Annotated in this window: 19 protein-coding genes; 14 read left to right on the top strand and 5 right to left on the bottom strand. The window is 28.3% G+C overall.

Annotated features, from left to right (window positions below; genetic code table 11):
* Positions 1-4: 4 nt before the first annotated feature.
* The 4 genes from ACMX2D_RS05680 to rpmH all read right to left on the bottom strand — a co-directional run bounded on the left by ACMX2D_RS05680 (position 5) and on the right by rpmH (position 1,481).
* Complete coding sequence (locus ACMX2D_RS05680; RefSeq protein ID WP_414971654.1) at positions 5-706, bottom strand: YidC/Oxa1 family membrane protein insertase; 702 nt, start codon at positions 704-706, stop codon at positions 5-7.
* A gap of 9 nt (positions 707-715) precedes the next feature.
* On the bottom strand, positions 716-928 hold the full coding sequence (gene yidD, locus ACMX2D_RS05675; protein ID WP_414973086.1) for a membrane protein insertion efficiency factor YidD: 213 nt from the start codon (positions 926-928) through the stop codon (positions 716-718).
* Positions 925-1,266, bottom strand: a complete 342-nt coding sequence (gene rnpA / locus ACMX2D_RS05670) for a ribonuclease P protein component (protein ID WP_414973085.1) — start codon at positions 1,264-1,266, stop codon at positions 925-927. Before rnpA ends, yidD begins: the two co-directional genes overlap by 4 nt.
* Positions 1,267-1,346: 80 nt before the next feature.
* Positions 1,347-1,481: a 50S ribosomal protein L34 gene (rpmH, locus tag ACMX2D_RS05665; protein ID WP_004832453.1), complete on the bottom strand. Its 135-nt coding sequence runs from the start codon at positions 1,479-1,481 to the stop codon at positions 1,347-1,349.
* 394 nt (positions 1,482-1,875) lie between these two features.
* Between rpmH and ACMX2D_RS05660 the strand changes: the two genes are divergently transcribed.
* The 14 genes from ACMX2D_RS05660 to ACMX2D_RS05595 all read left to right on the top strand — a co-directional run bounded on the left by ACMX2D_RS05660 (position 1,876) and on the right by ACMX2D_RS05595 (position 19,144).
* Complete coding sequence (locus ACMX2D_RS05660; protein ID WP_414973084.1) at positions 1,876-3,423, top strand: ATP-binding cassette domain-containing protein; 1,548 nt, start codon at positions 1,876-1,878, stop codon at positions 3,421-3,423.
* Positions 3,424-4,002: 579 nt separating this feature from the next.
* Positions 4,003-5,418: a chromosomal replication initiator protein DnaA gene (gene dnaA, locus ACMX2D_RS05655; RefSeq protein ID WP_414973083.1), complete on the top strand. Its 1,416-nt coding sequence runs from the start codon at positions 4,003-4,005 to the stop codon at positions 5,416-5,418.
* A 276-nt stretch (positions 5,419-5,694) separates the two neighbouring features.
* Entirely contained in the window at positions 5,695-6,801 is a 1,107-nt protein-coding gene (gene dnaN / locus ACMX2D_RS05650) for a DNA polymerase III subunit beta (RefSeq protein WP_414973082.1), read from the top strand.
* 9 nt (positions 6,802-6,810) lie between these two features.
* Positions 6,811-7,035: an RNA-binding S4 domain-containing protein gene (locus tag ACMX2D_RS05645; RefSeq protein ID WP_414973081.1), complete on the top strand. Its 225-nt coding sequence runs from the start codon at positions 6,811-6,813 to the stop codon at positions 7,033-7,035.
* 2 nt (positions 7,036-7,037) lie between these two features.
* Positions 7,038-8,138 (top strand): DNA replication/repair protein RecF, encoded by a 1,101-nt coding sequence (recF, locus tag ACMX2D_RS05640; RefSeq protein WP_414973080.1) that lies wholly within the window; start codon positions 7,038-7,040, stop codon positions 8,136-8,138.
* Positions 8,131-10,047, top strand: coding sequence for a DNA topoisomerase (ATP-hydrolyzing) subunit B (gyrB, locus tag ACMX2D_RS05635; protein ID WP_414973079.1), 1,917 nt, complete (start codon positions 8,131-8,133; stop codon positions 10,045-10,047). The genes recF and gyrB overlap by 8 nt, the downstream gene beginning before the upstream one ends.
* Before the next feature lie 9 nt (positions 10,048-10,056).
* Entirely contained in the window at positions 10,057-12,486 is a 2,430-nt protein-coding gene (gene gyrA / locus ACMX2D_RS05630) for a DNA gyrase subunit A (RefSeq protein ID WP_414973078.1), read from the top strand.
* A 9-nt stretch (positions 12,487-12,495) separates the two neighbouring features.
* Positions 12,496-12,801 (top strand): STAS domain-containing protein, encoded by a 306-nt coding sequence (locus tag ACMX2D_RS05625; protein WP_414973077.1) that lies wholly within the window; start codon positions 12,496-12,498, stop codon positions 12,799-12,801.
* Positions 12,802-12,803: 2 nt separating this feature from the next.
* Entirely contained in the window at positions 12,804-13,151 is a 348-nt protein-coding gene (locus ACMX2D_RS05620; protein WP_414973076.1) for an ATP-binding protein, read from the top strand.
* A gap of 4 nt (positions 13,152-13,155) precedes the next feature.
* Positions 13,156-13,920: a SigB/SigF/SigG family RNA polymerase sigma factor gene (locus ACMX2D_RS05615; protein WP_414973075.1), complete on the top strand. Its 765-nt coding sequence runs from the start codon at positions 13,156-13,158 to the stop codon at positions 13,918-13,920.
* Between the two features lie 891 nt (positions 13,921-14,811).
* Positions 14,812-15,744, top strand: a complete 933-nt coding sequence (locus tag ACMX2D_RS05610; protein ID WP_414973074.1) for an ABC transporter ATP-binding protein — start codon at positions 14,812-14,814, stop codon at positions 15,742-15,744.
* The gene (locus ACMX2D_RS05605; protein WP_414973073.1) at positions 15,741-16,520 is read left to right on the top strand and encodes an ABC transporter permease; all 780 of its coding nucleotides are present in this window, start codon (positions 15,741-15,743) and stop codon (positions 16,518-16,520) included. The genes ACMX2D_RS05610 and ACMX2D_RS05605 overlap by 4 nt, the downstream gene beginning before the upstream one ends.
* Before the next feature lies 1 nt (position 16,521).
* Positions 16,522-17,001 (top strand): ABC-2 family transporter protein, encoded by a 480-nt coding sequence (locus ACMX2D_RS05600; protein ID WP_414973072.1) that lies wholly within the window; start codon positions 16,522-16,524, stop codon positions 16,999-17,001.
* A gap of 757 nt (positions 17,002-17,758) precedes the next feature.
* Positions 17,759-19,144, top strand: a complete 1,386-nt coding sequence (locus tag ACMX2D_RS05595; protein ID WP_414973071.1) for a DUF4026 domain-containing protein — start codon at positions 17,759-17,761, stop codon at positions 19,142-19,144.
* 640 nt (positions 19,145-19,784) lie between these two features.
* Here ACMX2D_RS05595 and ACMX2D_RS05590 read toward each other — a convergent pair.
* The gene (locus tag ACMX2D_RS05590; protein WP_414973070.1) at positions 19,785-20,747 is read right to left on the bottom strand and encodes an AraC family transcriptional regulator; all 963 of its coding nucleotides are present in this window, start codon (positions 20,745-20,747) and stop codon (positions 19,785-19,787) included.
* Positions 20,748-20,905: the final 158 nt, after the last annotated feature.

Genomic DNA, 20,905 nt, shown 5'->3' with positions numbered 1-20,905 from the left:
CTTTCTACTCCTTACTCATTTTTCTATTTTCGTAAGCAGTTAAAGCCAATCTCAATAAAATTTCTACTATATTTGTCATAGCCCAATAAAGTGCAAGACCTGCAGAGAAACTCTTTGCAGAAATAAATATTACTAAAGGAAATATATATTTCATAGTTTCCATAGATTTTGCAGCAGGATTATCTTTTTGATCCCTATTACTCAAATCAAAATAAATATATTGAGTAATTGCATTTATCAAAGGAAGTCCATATATAAGTGGATCCGGAACTGATAAATCCTTAATCCAAAGGAAGTTTTTCATAACATTAGCATTTGCATCTCCAAAAATATATAATAATGGCTCTCTCATTACCGCAAACATCGCTATAACTAAAATAAAGTTAAAAATCATTGGTAAACAACCACCAAGTTGTTTAATTCCATGTTCTTTATTAAACTCCATAAGTTTAAGATTCATTGCTTGAGGATCATGCTTATATTTTTCTCTTATCTTTTGTTGCTCTTTAGCAAACTTCGCTTGAATCTTTTGATTTTTTATACTACTTAAAAATATTGGGAAAAGTACAACTTTAAAAATTATTGAAATTATAATAATACTAATCGCTAAATATGAAATACTTGAAGGTTCATTAGGTAAAATTGAAGCAACCCCTTCATAAATAAATTTCAATACAGATCCCATTAAATTTCTTAAAAATGCCATTTATTCCTCCTACTTTAGTGGATCATATCCACCTTTTCCAAAAGGATTACATCTTAAAATTCTCCAAATAACTAAATAACTTGCCTTAAAAAAATTGTATTTCTGATATGCCAAAATAGCATATTCAGAACAGGTCGGAGTAAATTTACATTTTCCATGTCCCCAAAGGTAGGAAATATATTTTCTATAAAATTTAATCAACAAAATCATCAATTTTCTCAATTTAAAACCTTCTTTAAAGCAAAATTTATAAGTCCTAATAAAGACCTCTCAAGTTCAATGTAATCAATTTCTAAAGTGTTTTTTTTCGGTAAAATTACCATTTCATAACCTAATCCTAAATCACAAACATTAAGTCTTATTATCTCTTTTATTCTTCTCTTAATCAAATTACGTTTATTCGCCTTTCCAAACTTTTTAGTAATAGAAACTCCGAACTTAACTTTTTTTCTATTTGTCGGTCGGATGAAAATGGTAAAATCTTTATTCCAAAAATTTTTTCCACGTCTATAAACAGTTTGAAACTCTCTATTTTTTCTTAATCTAATTTCCTTATTCATATATCATCTTTCTATTTATCATACTTTATACACAAAAAAATAAAAAGCTGAATTTTAGAAAAGGCCACACTAATGTTGGCCTATGCTGATAAAACTTTTCTATTTTTAAGTCTTCTTCTCTTTAATACAGCTCTACCTGCTTTTGTACTCATTCTCTTTCTAAAACCGTGAATTTTACTTCTTTTTCTTCTATTTGGTTGATAAGTTCTTTTCATAATATAGATGACACCTCCTTATTATAATCACCTTTAGGTTATTTAATAAAACACTACCATAGATTATAAGCTATTTTAAGTATAATTGTCAAGTAAAAATATAAAAAAATTACAAATTTTTATACAGATTCAGAGCAAAATTTTTAATTCAGAAAACAAGTATTTACATTCAACAAAAAAGATGATATCATTAATTTAAAGCAATATTGGAAATTATTTAAAATAAAAGATTATATTTACAAAGTTTTTGGAGGATAAAAAATGAAAAATAATTATACATTTAGAAAATTAATAAGAATACTCTTTTTACTTTTTATATTTTTGACTGTATTTTATAGTTTACATATAATGCAATAATATTCAAATAATTTTTATAAATAGGGAGGATTTTGTTTTGAGTTATTTATGTTTTTTAGTAATAATGATAATTTTGTCATTAGTTTCAGTTGTATTTAGCCTGATTGCACCGATTATGGTTCAAATTTGGAGTAAAAGTGTAGAGGGAATTACTATTTATAGAATTTTACTTTTATCTATAATTATGGCTGTTTTTATGCTAATAAATATTTTATTCATTGTAATAAAAGAACATTATTCAAGAAAGTTAAATAGAGAGAATTTTTTCGACTATTTAAAAAATATTCTAACTTTAAAATATGATTACATAATTTCCGAAGGAATAATGAAAATTTTGGATAAGACAATAATGAGTGTTAACAATATTTATCTGTTTATCACAGGGGATAATATCAAATTAATAACAAATTCACTCGTTATGGTAGTTGTTTCTGTTTGGATTTTATATATTAATAAATACATATTTCTCGCTTGTTTGGTAGTCATTCCTATAAATATTTTAGGCTTTGCCAAGATAAACAAAGTACTATTGGGAAAATCTAGAAATATGGAATTACAGGTTACTACAGGCTGGCAAAAAGTTTTATCCGTCATATCAAATACTGAATATATAAAACAAAAATCCAATCCTGATATTATTAAAAATTATTTAAGTGATACAGTAGATACTATTTACAATTCAATGTCTGATGTAAATATGTATGCGGTAAGTTCTTCTACCTTAATTTCAAGTATTAATTCAATTTTTCAAACTGTTATATTAACTTATGGGGTTTATAATTTTGCATTTGTTGGACATGATTATTTTTCATTGATGATACTTATGATTTTAATTCCAACATTTTTTAATACATTAAGTTCTCTTGTAGGCTCAAAATTAAATAAAAGGAATTTCACAATAGCTAAAGAATTTAAGGAAAATTTAGAAAAGATGAGTGAAGTTTATAGTGGAAATAATCTTGAAGAGATAAAAAATATTTCCTTTAATATTTCAGAATTAAAACTTCCTACACATAGTATTGATGTTAATATTGTCGGAGAATTTTCAAAAGGAGATATAATTAGAATAAAGGGAGACTCCGGTAGAGGAAAGAGTACATTCTTAAAATCAATTATTGGCTTTAGAGAAAATAACGGAATTTTTATAAGTGGAAAAGAAATAAACTCATACAATTTATTAGCTTTAAGAAACAGAATTGAATATATGGGGCAGGATGCCTATGTTTTTCAAGGCTCATTAGAGGACAATTTATTTTTCGGTATAGAAAATTATAAAGATAAAATTGACAGCTTAAAACAAGATCCGCTTTTAAAAACTATCTTCTCATCTAAAGATTTGGACTCTGATATTTTTAACTTGGGAGCAGATTTATCAGGTGGAGAAAAACAAAAAATTGCTTTGGCAAGAGCAATTAATTCCGATGTTGATATACTTCTATTGGATGAAATCACTTCAAGCATTGATAAAGAAAGTTCTATTGAAATTTATAACAGAATAAAAGAAATATCAAAAGATAAAATTATTTTTATAATTTCTCACGATGATATTGTCGATAATATTTGTAATAAAGAAATTATAATCTAATTTATAAAAACCCCACCCTTCCTCGATGCTTCCTATCGGGTGGGTGCCCGGGAACCTTGTTGCTTTGCAATTAAAAATTAAATCCATTTGCATTTTGCAAGTGGATTTTTTTATGGAAAAAAATTTTTTTAATGCAATTTTTTATTTTAGTCTTGTTTAATAATTAAAATATTTCCAATTTACGTATTAAATGTAATAAATTTGAGTTTTTTTTGGATTTTTGGTATAATTTAACTGTGAAAGAATGTTTAAAATCTTTTTAAATATTAAAAAATTATTAAAAATTTTCAAGAAAATTATCTACAAATTATTTTTTACAAAAATGTAATATGTGGATAAGTAGAATAAAAATGTGGATAAATTGTTTATTATCTTTTGATAATTTTTTTAAATTTTTCAAAAATTTGTAAAAATACAATTTATTTTATAAATAGGATAACTTTTTTAAAAATGTGGATAACTTTTTAAATTGTTTAAATATTTTTTAGAAAATAATATATAAATGTTTAAATTTCAATATTTCTAAAATTTTATTCACTGTGGATAAATATGTTGATAACTTTGTATGGGGAGTAGTTTATGTTTGAGAATGAAATAATGGTTGACAGTTTATGGCTTGAAGTTTGTCATGAGTTGAAAGCAAAACTTGGGGAGAGCCGTTTCGCAACATGGATTGAAGTTTTAAAGCCGATTTGTTATGAGGATCATAAGTTAATGGTTCTTTGCCAGTCAAATTATATTAAAACTTTTATAAATGGACATTTTAAAGATTATATTGAAGAAGCTATAAATAATCAGCTTTTTCCTCTAATTCAGGAGAAAACGGAGCTTTTACCGGTTGTCGCTACTGATGAGATTTATTTGGAAGCGATTAAAAATTCAGGAGGTCAAACTTCTTTCTTTTCAAAATCCGGTGAAAAGGCTACAAAAAAAGGAAAATTAAAGAAAATTTCATCTTCAAGTAATTCTTTGGATTTTACAGAAAGATTTACTTTTGATAATTTTATAAAGGGTAAGAATAATGAATTTGCTATGGCTGCTGCCGAAGCTGTTGCCAAAAACCCTGCAGGTACTTACAATCCTCTTTTCATTTATGGAAATTCAGGACTTGGAAAGACTCATCTTATGAAGGCTATCGGCTATGAAATTCATAAGAATTTTGATTGTAAGGTATTGTATTTGAGTAGTGAGAAATTTACTATTGATTTGATTGATTCAATTAGGGATAAAAATCAAAATTCAGAATCCGAATTTAGAAAAAAATATAGAAATGTGGATGTTCTGCTTATAGACGATATTCAATTTATTGCAGGAAAGACTGCAACTCAAGAGGAATTTTTCCATACTTTTAATGAATTATACAGCAGAAATAAGCAAATTATCATTTCATCAGACAGACCACCGAAAGAGATTAAAAATCTTGAGGACAGACTTAAAAGCAGATTTAATATGGGTTTGACTGTTGATATTCAACCACCTGATTTTGAAACGAGAATGGCTATTTTACAAGATAAGGTAAAGTTTGAGCCGATAACTCTTTCAAATGAAGTTTTGGAATTTATTGCAATGAATATAAAGACAAATATTAGGGAGCTCGAAGGAGCTTTAATTAATGTTTTGGCTCATTATAAATTGAAACAGGATGCTCCGATGACAGTTGATTATGTAAAGGGAATTTTAGCTCAAAAACTTAATGAACTGAATAGAAGAGAGTTGGATATAGATTTGATAAAGGAAACTGTAAGTAAGTATTTTAAAATAGAGGTTTCCGATTTAAGCTCAAAGAATAGAGCCAATTCAATTGCTTATCCTAGACAGGTTGCAATGTATCTTTGCAGAAATATGTTAGACTGTGCTTTGGGAAATATAGGTTCCGCTTTTGAAAAGGATCATACTACCATAATGCACGGAGTTAAAAAGATTGACGAAAAGATAAGGACAACTGAATCCGTAAAGCAGGATATAGAAAACATAAAAAAAATGTTGGAAGATTAGTATTACAAAAATGTAATATTATTTTTAAAGAAATTTTTAGTTATTCAACTTATACTGTTTATAAGCCTGTTGATAAGTTGTTGATAACTTTTTAGAATTTTTTTATTGTTAATATGTTTATAAGTCTATGATTATTTTGTGATTTATACAGTAGTTATACAGTTGAGTAAATGTTGAAGTTTGAACATTAAAAAGGGTTATTTGAGATATCCACAGCCCCTACTACTATTACTACTAAATTATATATTTTTTATATGTGAAAAAAAGGAGAAAATAATGGAAATAAAGATAATGCAAAATGAACTTTTGAGTTTGATAAATATATCTTTAAGAGCGATAAGTTTAAAAAATAATACTTCAATATTAGAAGGAATTTTATTTATCGCAAAGGATAATAGATTAACTTTGAAGTCAACCGATTTGGAACTTGCAATTGAAACTTCAACTGAATGTAAGGTTGAAAAAGATGGAGAAGTTTTACTTAATGCTTCAATGATTTCCAATATAGTAAGAAAATTACCTAATGATGAAGTTTTTATAAAAGTCGATAGAGAAAAAGTCTTTATTCAAAGTGAAAATGCAAAATTCAATATTATTGCAATGGATATTTATTCATATCCTGAATTTCCAACTTTTGAAAATAAAGTCGATTTTTATGTTCAAGAAAATTTGCTTAAAGTTGCGACTAAACAAACTATTTTTGCAACTGCAATAGATGATTATAGAATAGTTTTAAATGGTGTTGACGTTGAAATTGAAGATAAAAATGTAGATTTTGTCGCACTTGACGGCCATAGAATTGCAAAGAGAAGTTTTAAGATAGAAGAAGATATTGAGAAGAAAGTTATAATTCCACCAAGAGCTTTAAATGAAATTTCAAAAATCGTTCCTGAAGGCTCTGTTGTTGGAGTTTCACTGGTAAGAGGAAGTGCAATTTTTACTTTTGAAAATACTATCTTTTCAACTAGAGTAATTGATGGAGAGTATTTGAATTACAAGGCTCTATTTTCTTATGAACATAAGACAAAGATTGTAGTTTCAAGACGTGATTTGATAAATGCGATTGAAAGAGCGAATATTATCTATAAGGCGGAAAAAGGTGATTTAGTTACTTTTACAATAGATGATAACAGTATTTTAGTTGAGGGCTCATCTGAAATTGGAGATTTAAAAGATATTATCGACATCAAAAAAGATGGCGATAATCTTAAAATTGCCTTTAATTCAAAATATGTTTTAGAGGGATTAAAGACAATAGAACAGGATTTTGTTGAAATTACATTTAACGGTAGAGCAGGTGCTTGTATTATAAGACCGGAAGATGAAAATATAGATTATACTTATTTAGTTTTACCTGTTTTATTGCAAGATTCTCAATACTAGGAGTTAAAAATGGAAGAAATTATTATTGATACTGAATTTATAAAATTGGATTCATTGTTGAAATATGCATCAGTTGTTCAAACGGGAGCTGAAGCCAAATTATTTATCTCTGAAGGTTTAGTTTTAGTTGACGGAGAAGTTGAAATAAGACGCGGAAGAAAGATTTATGATGGAATGACTGTTAAATTATTAGCTGACAATGAAGAAGTAAGTTTAATTATTAAAAAGAGGTAGAGTTGATAGTTAAAAAAATACATTTGACCAACTTTAGAAATTTAAAAGATATTTCTTTTAAGTTTAAAGAGAATATAAATGTTTTTGTCGGGAAAAACGGAATCGGAAAGACTAATGTTTTGGAGGCAATTTACATTTCTCTTGTTGCGTCAAGTTTTAGACAGACAAAACAGGAAGATTTTATAAGTTTTGGAGAGAGTTTTACAAAGGTTGATACTTTTGTAAAGGAAAGAGGATTTGAAAATAAAATTTCCTTTTTATATACCGAAGATAAGAAAAAAGTTTTTAAAATTGATGATATAAAAATTAAAAGCGTAAATGAGCTTTACGACTTTTCAAATGTTATCGGATTTTTTCCTGATGAGCTTAAAATCATCACGGAAAGTCCGAATTTTAGAAGAAATTTTTTTGACAGCTTTATTATGAAGATGACTAAAGGTTATAAGCAAAAACTGAATCTTTATAGAAATGTCATTTTTAGAAGAAATTTACTTTTAAAGGGAATTAATTTATCCAGCTTTTATAAGCAGGAGATGAATGCATTGACAAAAAAACTTGCTCTTTTGTGTTATGAAATAAGTATGGAGAGAAAAAAGCTGATTGATTTGATAAATATGGAAGTAAATTCAATTCATCAAAAATTGTCAGGAGAAACTCTTTACATAGAGTATGAGTCAATTATATCGGATCATAATAAATCTGAAAATGAATGTTTAAAGGAAATTTTGGAAAATTTTTCAAAGTCCTATAAATTGGATTGTGAAAATAAGACTACGAATTTCGGTATTCATAAGGAAAATTATAAATTTATTTTAAACGGAAATGACGCGAAGAGCTTTTCTTCACAGGGTCAAAAGAGAAATATTATAATTACGATTAAGATGTGTCAAAAAAATATTTTTGAAGAATTTAAGGGAGTAAAACCGATTATTCTGCTTGATGATCTTTTTAGTGAATTGGACGAAGACAGAAGATATGAAATTTTGGAATATTTAACCGATAATCAAGTCTTTATAACGACTACAGATAAATCTTTTGTAAATAATTTTAAGAATATAAATGTAATAGAAATGGAAAAAGCGAGAAAGGGAAAAAATGAGTAAAGAAAAAATTAGAAATTACGGGGCGAAAGACATTAAGGTTTTAACAGGTCTTGAACCGGTTAGACTTAGACCTGGTATGTACATAGGTTCGACAGGAGTAAAGGGACTTCATCATTTAGTTTATGAAGTTGTTGACAATAGTATAGATGAAGCTTTGGCGGGAGTTTGTGATACAATTTCCGTTACAATTTGTAAAGATAATTCTGTAAGAGTTGAGGACAATGGTAGCGGTATTCCGGTTGAAGTGCATCCACAAACAGGAAAATCAACTCTTGAAACAGTTTTAACTATTCTACATGCAGGTGGAAAATTTAATAACAATGCATATCAAGTTTCAGGGGGACTTCATGGAGTTGGGGTTTCTGTTGTAAATGCTCTTTCAGAGTGGCTTGTTGCAAATGTAAAAAGAGATGGAAAACTTTATGAACAAAAGTTCTCAAGAGGTAATGCGACTTCTAAACTTGAAGTTGTTGGCACTTCAAAAGAAACCGGAACAATAATAACTTTTAAACCTGATCCTGAAATTTTTGATACAACTATTTTTGAAAAAGAAATTTTAAGAAATAGATTTAGAGAAATGGCATTTTTAAATAAGGGTGTTAAAATTGTTTTTACAGATGAAAGAGAAGATTATACTGAAACTTTCCACTATGAAGGTGGGATAAAATCTTTTGTTGAGTATATGAATAGAAATAAAAATAATCTTCATAATGAAGTAATCTATTTTCAAGGACAAAGAGGAGATTCACAAGTTGAAATTTCTATGCAATATACTGACGGATACTCTGAAAATGTCTTAACTTTTGCAAATAATATTCATACTCCTGAAGGGGGAAGCCATTTAGTAGGATTTAAGACTGCTCTTACTCGTACTTTAAATGACTATGGAAGAAAATATAATTTAATTAAGGATAAGGAAGCAAATCTTCAAGGAGATGATACAAGAGAGGGACTTACAGGAATTGTTTCTATAAAACTTCCAAATCCTCAATTTGAAGGACAAACTAAGGCTAAACTTGGAAATAGTGAAAGCCGTGGTATAGTTGAAACTTTCCTATATGATAATTTGATGACTTTCTTGGAAGAAAATCCAAAAGTTGGTAAAATTGTTATAGAAAAGGCACAAAGTAGTGCTAGAGCGAGAGAAGCTGCAAGAAAAGCAAGAGATTTAACTCGTAAAAAATCCATTCTGGATAATACTACTTTACCTGGAAAATTATCCGACTGTCAAGAAAGTGATATAGCAGTAAATGAAATATATCTTGTCGAAGGGGACTCTGCGGGTGGTTCTGCAAAACAAGGTAGAGATAGTAAATTCCAAGCAGTTTTACCACTTAAAGGTAAGATTATGAATGTTGAAAAGGCAAGAATTGATAAGATTTTAGGTTATGAAGAAATTAAATCAATGATTACCGCTTTCGGAACGGGAATTGGAAAAGATTTTAAATTGGACAATTTAAGATATGGAAAAATAGTTATAATGACTGATGCCGACGTTGACGGTGCACATATTAGAACTTTAATTTTAACATTTTTCTATCGTTATATGAGAGAATTAATTGAACAAGGTCATGTATATATTGCACAACCGCCACTTTACGGAATTATTAAAGGTGTTAAGGTTGTAAAATATTGTTGGACTGATGAAGAATTACAAACAAGTTTAGATGAGCTTGGTCGTGATTCACATAGAATTCAAAGATATAAAGGTCTTGGGGAAATGAATCCTGCACAACTTTGGGAAACAACAATGAATCCTGAAAACAGACTTTTCCTACAAGTGAATATTGATGATGAAGAACTTGTGTCAATAGATGAAACTTTCTCAACTCTTATGGGAGATAAGGTTGAACCGAGACGTGAATTTATAGAACAAAATGCGAAATATGTTGAAAATATTGACGCATAGGAGGAATAGATGGCTGATATAGAAAATAAAATAAATGTTGTCGATGTAGATATCGAAAAGGAAATGAAAAAGTCATACCTTGAATATGCCATGAGTGTTATTGTTGCAAGAGCTTTGCCTGATGTTAGAGACGGTTTAAAGCCTGTTCATAGAAGAATTATTTATGCAATGCAAGGTCTTGGACTTTTACCGGACAAGCCTTATAAAAAATCTTCAAGACTTGTCGGGGAAGTAATGGGTAAGTATCACCCTCATGGTGACTCTGCAATTTATGATGCAACAGTTAGACTTGCACAAGATTTCAACTTGCGTTATCCTCTTGTTGACGGTCAAGGAAACTTCGGTACTATTGACGGAGACGGTGCTGCCGCTCCTCGTTATACAGAAGTTAGAATGCAAAAACTTGCTCTTGAAATGTTAAGAGATATAAATAAAGATACTGTTGACTTCGCACCAAACTATGACGAAAATGAAAAAGAACCGGTTGTACTTCCAAGTAAATTTCCAAATCTTTTGGTAAATGGTGCTGCTGGTATTGCAGTTGGTATGGCTACAAATATGCCACCACATAATTTAAATGAAGTAATTGATGCAACTTGCGAATATATCGACAATTTCGATATTTCAGTTGATGAACTTATGAAATTCGTAAAAGGTCCTGATTTTCCAACAGGTGCAAATATTATGGGACTTGAAGGAATAAAACAGGCTTATCATACAGGACGTGGAAAAATTACTGTAAGGGCAGTTGTAAATATTGAAGAACATAATAATAAAAATAGAATTATAGTTACAGAAATTCCATATCAAGTTAATAAAACTAATTTGATTATGAAGATTGTTGAGCTTATCAAAGATAAGAGAATTGAAGGAATTTCAGACTTAAGAGATGAAAGTAATATGAAAGGGATTAGAATTGTAATCGAATTAAAGAGAGATGCTAATCCGAATATTATTTTAAATAATCTTTATAAACATACACAAATGCAAACTACTTTCGGTGTAATAAATCTTGCACTTGTAAATGGTGAGCCAAAAGTTTTAAACTTAAAAGAATTAATCGGACATTATGTTGAACATCAAAGAGAAGTAATTACAAGACGTTGTAGATTTGAACTTAAAAAAGCTGAAGACAGAGCACATATTGTCGAAGGACTTTTAAAAGCGATAGATCATATCGACGAAATAATCAAGATAATCAGAGCTTCTTACTCAGACGCACAAGAAAAACTTATGGAACGTTTCGGCTTTACTAAAATTCAAGCTGAAAGCATCCTTGAAATGCGTCTAAGAAGACTTCAAGGTCTTGAAAGAGAAAAATTACAAGATGAATACAATTCTTTGATTAAAGAAATAGCAAGACTTAAAGAAATCTTAGGAAATGAAAGATTAATCTTAAATATAATAAAAGAAGAATTAATAGAAATAAAAGACAAATTTGGAGATAAGAGAAGAACAGAAATAAAACCTAATTTTGATGAAATTGAAATTGAAGAGTTAATCAAAGAAGAAGATGTTGTAATAACTCTTACAAAACAAGGTTATATCAAGAGAATTCCTTCTGATACTTACAAAGTACAAAACAGAGGAGGAAAAGGTGTTGTCGCTCTAACTACAAAAGAGGACGACTATGTTGACAGTCTTTTTGTAACTTCAACTCATAGCTTGATTTTATTCTTTACTAATAAGGGAAGAGTTTATAAACTAAAGGCTTATGAAATTCCGGAAGGAAAGAGACAAGCCAAAGGACAAAATATTATAAATCTTTTGGAATTGATGCACGGAGAAAAGGTAAATGCAGTAATTCCGGTAAAAGATGCTGAAGCTGATGAATACTTAATTATGGCTACAAAGAAAGGTACAATTAAGAGAACATCTGTTGAACTTTTTAAAGCTATTAGAAAAGTTGGAATGAAGGCTATTAATTTAGTTGAGGATGACGAACTAATCCAAGTTAGAATTGCAACTGTTGAAGACTCAGCTATTCTAGTTACAAAAAAAGGTCTAGCAATTAAGTTTGCACTTTCTGACCTTAGAGAAATTGGAAGAACAGGTCAAGGTGTAAGAGGAATTAAACTTGATAAAGACGATGAAGTGGTTTCAATGAATCTTGACTCTGAAGGAAAACACCTACTTGTATTCTCTGAATATGGCTATGGAAAAAGAACTTTAGCTTCAAACTACAAAGTGCAAAACAGAGGTGGAAAAGGTGTTAAAACTTATAAAGTAACTGAAAAAACAGGTTTTGTAGTTTCATCTAAAATGGTAAATCCAAGTGATGAAGTAATTGTACTTTCACAAAGTGGAGGAATTATTAGACTTCTTGTTAAAGACATACCAGTAAAAGGTAGAGATACACAAGGTGTTATAATCAAAGATGTAAACAAAGATGATGATAAAATCGTTGCAGTTGCAAAATATGTAAATGATGTTGAATAAGGAGATGCTATGGAATTAAAAGTTGATTTAAGACAAGAGGGGGATAAACTTTTTGTCGATTTACAAGGTGATTTGGATATAAATTCAAATAAAGAATTTAAAGAAAAAGTTAATTCCGTTCAAGGAATAAAAAATATAACAGTAAATTGTGAAAATCTTTCATATATTGATTCAACAGGACTCGGTGCTTTTATAAGTATCTATAAAAATATAAAAGAAAAGGGAGAAAAACTTGTTATTACTGGCTTAAAACCACATATCAAGAAAATTTTTCTCATAACCGATTTGGATAAAGTTTTTGAAATAGAGGGGTAATTATGGATAAAATATTTGTAAAATTTCCTTCAGAAAAAAAATATATTTCAACTTTAAGACTTTCAATCTCTTCCATAGCAAATACAATCTCTATGGATATTGAAAATATCGAAGATTTAAAGGTTTCAATTTCTGAAGTTTTGAATTTATTTGTGGATGAAAGTGAATTTTTTGAAATCAGTATGGATGTTTTTGAAGATAAAATTGAAATTGAAGTCATCCCTGATATTTCTCTTTTGGGAATTCAAGAAAAAGAAGAAAATAGATTTGCTTTATTAATTTTGGAAAATTTAGTCGATAAAATAGAATTTAAGGAAAAAAGTGTACTTTTAATTAAAAACAAAGGATAAAAAAATGAAAAAGGCATATAGCAAACCGGACTCAGAACAGATAAAGGCTCTGTTTAGAGAATATTTTGAAAAACCCACACCGGAACTTCGCGATAAATTAATTGAAAAAAATCTATATATGGCTGAAATTTTAGCTAAAAAATATGTAAATCGTGGAATTGATTATGATGATTTATTCCAAGTTGCAAGTCTGGGCTTAATCTATGCCATAGATAGATATGATATCTCAAAAGGCTTTGAATTTTCAAGTTTCGCTATGCCAACTATAGTTGGAGAAATAAAAAGATATTTCAGAGATAAAGGTTGGGTAATTCGAGTTCCAAGAAGAATACAGGAGAACTCTAAAAAAGTTAATAATGCAAAATATCATTTAACACAAGAGCTTGGAAGAACTCCAACAATTAAAGATATTGCCGACTATGTAGAACTTTCAGAAGAAGAAGTGTTGGAAATTATGGAAGCTAGTAAAGTTTATACACCTCAATCCTTAGATCAAAGTTTTGAAAATTCCGATAGTGAAGACAAAGACACAAACTTAATTGATATTGTTGGAGAAGATGATAAAGAATTTGACTTTATCGACAATCAAGATTTTATTAAAAAGACTTTAGACAAATTAACCGAAGTTGAAAAACAAATAATACTTGGAAGATATTTTGAACAAAAAACACAAGTTGCCCTTGCAAAAGAGCTAAACATTTCACAGATGACAGTAAGTCGTCTCGAAAAAAAAGCCCTTGCAAAATTTAGAGAAGAATTGAATATGTAAATTTAGGAGAAAAATCAACGGACATCCGTTGATTTTTTGTTTAGGAAAGATTGTTGGTTTAAAATAAAAAATTCACGTCATAATACTATGTGAATAAAGGCTCCTCAACACGTCATCTTGAGCGGAACGTAGCATAGCGAAGTGCAGTCGAAAGATCTCAACTATTGCTTGTTCACAAGCAATAGTATTTCTGAAAGAAATCCTAATAAATTATTTTATGTATCTACGATACATTCACTTATTCTTGTAAACAAGAATAAGTATGAGATCTCTCCATTACACTCACCTTCGCTTCGTTACAGTCGAGATGACGTATAAGGAAAGTACCTTCGTTTAATAGCTAGACGTTAAAAGTAGATAATCACCAAATATTATTTTAAAAAATTAATTTAAAAATTGCATAAAAAATAAAATAATTCACGTCACTATATAATGCATAGAAATTCCCCTAACACGTCATTTCGACTGTAGCGTTAGCGAAATGGAGAAATCTCAACTATTGCTTGTTTACAAGCAATAGTATTTCTGATAGAAATATGATTTGAATCATTGATTCTATTAAAAAAATATAATGATAAATCTATTTTTTATTAAATATAAAATTATAGCTTAGAAATTAACATATTTTAAGGGATAATGAGTTATTTATATTGGTTTTTTTGATTTAATATTATTTTAAGAATTTGTTATTGTCAAGAAAATAATTATTTTCTTAGAATTTATTATGATTAGTCTATTGTTAGTGTTCTAATTATTTTTCTTTTTAACAAAGGATAATAGTATAATTACTTGAAATTAGATTATTAGTGTGTTATTATCAAATTCAATAGTAAGTTATCTTATTTTTTAAAAATTAATGAGTACTTTAAAAATATTTTGGTGGGGAATGTTATGATAGAAGTAAAAGATTTAACGAAGGATTATCACATCAGAAAAGGATTGTTTAAACCTTTTAATATTGTGAATGCAGTAAAAGGAGTTTCCTTTTCTATTAATCAGGGAGAAAAAATAGGACTTATTGGGTTAAATGGTGCAGGAAAGAGTACATTAATGAAAATGATGTCCGGAGTATTAAAGCCTACAAGTGGAAGAATAAGCGTTAATGGGTTTGTACCATATAAAAGAGAGAATAGTTTTTTGAAAAGTATAGGAGTTGTTATGGGGCAAAAATCAATTTTGCTTTATGATATACCTGTTAAAGATTCTTTAAAATATTATAAGGAAGTCTATGGAATTGATGATAAAACTTTTAAAGAAAGACTTAGTTATTATGATGAAATTTTAAATTTAAAGGAATTATACGATACTCCTGTTCGTAAATTGTCATTTGGACAAAGAATGAGATGTGAACTTTGTGCATCACTATTACATAATCCCAAAGTTATATTTTTGGATGAACCTACAATAGGTCTTGATATAGTTGTTAAGAATGAAATACTTTCATTTTTAGATTATCTAAATAAAAACTCAAATACTACAATTTGTTTAACAACACATAATATTGATGAAATAGAAAAATTATGCAGTAGGCTAATAATTGTGGATAATGGTCAAATAGTATTTGATGGAGATAAAAGATTATTTAATAATGTTAAATCTGATAAAATTATTAAATTTAAAAATGAGAATAATATTTCAATAGATTATTTGGAAAGTATTTCAAAAAAAGTGATTGATGGAGATGAGATTGAGCTTGTTGTTCTTGCAGATAGAGTAAATGAAATTGTATCATTTTTGGTTAAAAACTCAGTTTCAGATATAAATATTTCTGATGAGTCTTTAGAAGATTTGTTGATTAAATTTTACGGGGAGAATAAAAGATGAGAAAATTAATTTTAATTTCACTTAAAAACTCTCTAAAATTAGTTACTATATATCCAATTCATACCGTTATGACTTTTATATATGCATTACTTAGTATTGTTCTAAATTTACTTTTTTGGTTGGTTTTAACTAGCAACTTTGGAGAAATAGGACTTTATGGAATAAAAGAAATTATGGTTTTAAATATGTTTGCTTTGCTTGCAGATTCGCTGGGTGGATTTTTCTTTGGATATAGAGATTTACCATATTGTATAAATGATGGAAGCTATGATAAATATCTTATTCTTCCAAGGAGAGATATTTTCTTGTTTTTAATTGAAAATATACCGATAGTATATATGATACAACAATTTTTAATGTTTATTATTGGTTTTTTTGTTATAATTTTTGCTTATGAAATAAGTTTTAGTATATTTAATTTTTTAATGGCCATTATTTTTTTAGCTATTGGAGTTTTGATACTTAATTTATTTTATGGAAGTCTTACAATGTTATCTTTCTTAATTGATAGATTTGAGGGATTTCGTGAGTTGATTTTCAGTTTAAATATTACAAAAAATTATCCTTTGACAATTTTTCCAAAATTCATTCAAATAATTTTAACTTATGTTATACCGATGTCGTTGATTTCTTATTATCCTACTATGTGTTTCTTTGGAAGGATAAATAATTTTAAATTTTTGGTTTTAGAACTTGTTATTTTAATAGTTTTCGCTTTTTTGTACGAATTTATACATAAGAAAGCTATATTAAAATATACATCAAATGGAGGCTAAAATGAAAAAATATTTGGTTTTGATAAGTTTAGAATTAAAGAAGATGAAAGAATATTTTCTAAATGTAATTATGATGATTTCAACGCTTCCTGTTCAAATAATGATTTATATTTTTATGATTTATTGGCTAAATGAATATCAAAAATTGGGAGAATTTAAGTTTTCGTTTTTTATAATGTATTACATTTCAATTTTGATTTTAAAATCAATTATGATGCCTGCCGGAACAGTATGTTATTATGTGTATGAAGATATAAGAAGTGGTGATTTGGATAGATACTTATTACTTCCCATTTCATATATTAAGAAAAAATATTTTGAGAATTTTGCAAATTTTATTATTTCATTTCCACTTGGATTTTTAATAATAATGATAGCAAATTTATTCTTGCAAACAAGAATAAGTATGAGATCTCTCCATTGCACTCAGCTTCGCTTCGTTACAGTCGAGATGACGTATAAGGGAAGAACTTCTGTTTGATAGCTAGACGTTAAAAGTAAATAAACTTTCGAAAAATAATAAGTAATTTTATAACGTAAAATATTTCACGTCATATAAGTTAGAAAAGGAAAGCCCCCAACACGTCATTTCGACCGAAACGAAACGAAGCGTAGCAAAGTAGAGTGGAGCGGAGAAATCTCATAAAGCCCTGTGATTCTTAAAACAACTTTTATAGTCTATTTTGCTTGGATAAAAATTAGGGAAATTCAATATTATTATGTATCTACGATACATTTACTTATTCTTGTAAACAAGAATAAGTATGAGATCTCTCCACTTCATTCGTTTCACTCATTTTGGTCGAGATGACGTATAAGGGAAGTATCTTCGTTTAATAGCTAGACGTTAAAAGTAAATAAACATCAAATTATCTTTATAAATGTAGTAGAAAAAATATAATAAAAAATCATATAATTTTATTTAAAAAGATAGGCTATAAAATAAAATAGTTCACGTCATAGTATTTTGCATAGAAATTCCCCCAACACGTCATCTCGACCGGAGTTGAGCAAAGCGAAACGAAGTGGAGAGATCTCATATATTTACTTGTAAACAAAAGTAGGTCTGACGGGGTAATTGTATCGTTAGATACAATTACTCTGGAAATCTCATAAAGCCCTATAATTATGAATATAGTCTAGTTTAATTATAATAATTTTAGTGTAAAAAACATTGAATCTACTCAATTATTATGCTATACTGACATTGATTGTATTAATATAAAAGGAGAAAAATAATGAGTTTTTTTAAAAAAGTTGTTAACGGATTGTTTAATGGGTCAAATGAAAAGAAAGAAGAGTATTCTAATGATGAGTATTCTCCTGCTTTGATTAAAGAAGCACATCTTACTTATTGGGAAGAATTTTCATATATGTTGGCTTTAGCACCTAAAAATTACACAATTACTGAAGATACTTTTGCTAATATTAAAGCTATAGATGGTGTTGAAATTAAAGAAAAAATTATGCCAAGTGAAGATTTACCAGGAAAACTTGTTATATTATATGATGGAGTAGAATATGAAGTAGGATTTTATGTTGGAGATTTTTATACAGAAGAGATGTATCAATGGCAATTACAATATTTTACAGAAGAGGAAAAAGAACAAATTTTAAAAGTAAAGAATGCCTTAAATGTTTATATGAAGTTTGAAGGCAATCCTAAAAAATGTTATCATTTACAGCTAAAACTTGTCTATGCTATGATTCCTGAAATGGTGGCTCTTTGTGATGAAAGTGCTGAGAGATTATTAAATAAAAAATGGGTTGAGTTAGCAGTAAAATCAAATGTTCTTCCTTCTCCTACAAGTTTATATACTGTTCAAGCAGTTTATGATGAAAATGAAGTGTGGTTACATACACATGGATTGTGTAGATGTAATTTACATGAAATTGAGATTTTGGGTTCAAATAAGGATGACTCCAGAACACATTATGATTTAATTTCAAGTTATGCATGTAGATTGTTAGATGAAAACAATCCTGTTGAAGAGGATGATGGAAATGAAATTGGTGAAGAAACTATAAATATGGGAGTTTTTTATGATGACGAACCAATTGTTGCTACATCAAAAAAATGGATAAATGCCTTGAAATATTATCCTAAGGATATTCTTGGAGGTATTGAAGATAGAGAAGACTCTCATAACTCCAAAACAAATATACTTTTCCTTTATGGAAGCGAAGAAGAGTTTAATAAAAATTATTTAAGAAAGCCTTCAGAGTTCACAAAAAAACTGGAGAATAATCCTCTGTATTATATAAGTACTGAAGAAACTGCTAGAATGAGTTCTTTGGCGAGAGAAAGATTTTCTTATGTTGAAAGAATGCTTAAGGAAAAACAAGAAGGGAAAGATGATATTGCTATTATAATAAAGCTAGGTCTTGAAACAATAGACGAAGATGGTAATTTGGATAAGAAAAATCGTGAGCATATTTGGTTTGAAGCTCTTTCTATGGAAGAAGATGGTTTTAAGGCAAGATTGACTCAAGAGCCTTATAATATTCCTAATTTACACGAAGGCGATGAGGGGATATATTCTATAGATTATGTGAGTGATTGGATGATTCATACTGAAAATGGTGTAATAAGTCCAGAGACTGTATATTTATTGGATTTATAAGGAGAATAATATTTAAAATAGTGAAAAAATCAACGAAAATCCGTTGATTTTTTTGTGGATAAATACGTAATTTAAATTATGTATCTACGATACATTTACTTTTGCTAAAGCAAAAGTATGAGATTTCTCCATTTCGCTACCGCTACAGTCGAAATGACGTATAAGAGAGCTATCCTTGTTTTGTAGCTTAACGTGAATGGTAAATAAACTTCAATATTTGTTTATTAATTTTTATAAAACAAAATAATTCACGTCATAGTACTTTGCATAGAAATTCCCCCAACACGTCATTTCGCTCGAAATGTAGCATAGCGGAATGTAGTGGAGAAATCTCATAAAGCCCTATAATTCTTAAAACAACTTTTATAGTCTATTTTGCTTTGATAAAAAATAGGGAAATTCAGTATTATGATGTATCTTCAATACATTTACTTTTGCTAAAGCAAAAGTATGAGATTTTCGCAGTCGATTGTGCTTAAATTAAAGATTTGAACAATCTTTTCGTCAGACCTACTTTTGCTTGTAAACAAACAAAGTGAGTTTGACGGGGTATTCGTATCATTTGATATAATTATTGCAAAGCAATAAGGTTCCCAAGTATCCACCCAATGAAATTATAATTTTTTTGGTACATACATAATCAAAGGGAAGTTTTTTTAGAATTATATTTTTTTATATCCTTTGGATACATTCCTTTATATTTTTTGAAACAAGTACTGAATTTACTATGAGAAGAATACCCCACTGCTTCAGCAATATCCTGAATTTTAAGGGAGGAGTTTAATAGAAGAACTTCTGCCATGTTCATTCGGCGTCTTTGAGTGTATTCGGTAATTGTACATTGATATTTTTGTTTAAATAATTTTTTAAGTTTTGTACCGCTCATAGTGGATATTTTTTCTAAAGTTTTTTGTGAAATTGAGGTTGCATAATGATCATCTATATAATTAGCAACAATTTCCAAAGCTTCATCATCGGCGATAGATATTGGATTGTTGTACTTATTTAGAAATGCATCTATTGTTATACTAAGCCATTCTTTTGCCTTTGATTCAAAAAAAATTTCAGCAGCAGGAGATACCATCTTACAATTTAGTATATCTTTTGCAATTCTTTCCAAAGGTTTGTTTATAATTGTGTTAGTGTTGAAAAATAAATTTTCATAGTTACAAACTTTATTTTTGTATGAGGATAGACACTCTTCTATCATAGATTGGTTGAAATTTATACCTATTCCTAGATAGGGAGAGTTTTTATGTAGTATAAATCTATAGTTTTTAGAATTTTTTGTATTTATAACATAGAGTGAGTTTGAAGAAAGATTTTGATAAGGATTAAAACTTTCTCCATTTGCTGTAACTAAATAAGATGAGTAAAGGGAATAGAAATTATCCAAACCGGCAAAACTTGTGTGGATAATTTCTTTTTTTATGAAAACATCGTGAATATCAATTGTAAAATTTTTACCTTCATAAAACCAATATATGCCTTCTGCATCTTCTGTATTGAAACAAAATGTATGCCCTACAGAGGAGTATTTTGTATTATCAGTACATTCATTTGTAGAAAAAAAGTTTTTAACAAAGTTGTAAAAATCGCTCATATATACCTCCATTGTATATTTTTATCCCTAATAGACATTGCTCCAAATAGACATAGTTAGCTATGTCTAATTGATTGAATTTCTCATTTATTATATAATTTATTATATAATAGGTAAATTATATAATAAATAGAAGATAAAAACAAGATAAGAGTTAT

The organism is Parvimonas oralis (assembly GCF_047608425.1).
In the GTDB taxonomy this organism is placed as follows: domain Bacteria; phylum Bacillota; class Clostridia; order Tissierellales; family Peptoniphilaceae; genus Parvimonas.
The sequence above is the reverse complement of the archived record's forward strand: the minus strand, read 5'-3'. Positions and strand labels throughout refer to the sequence as shown.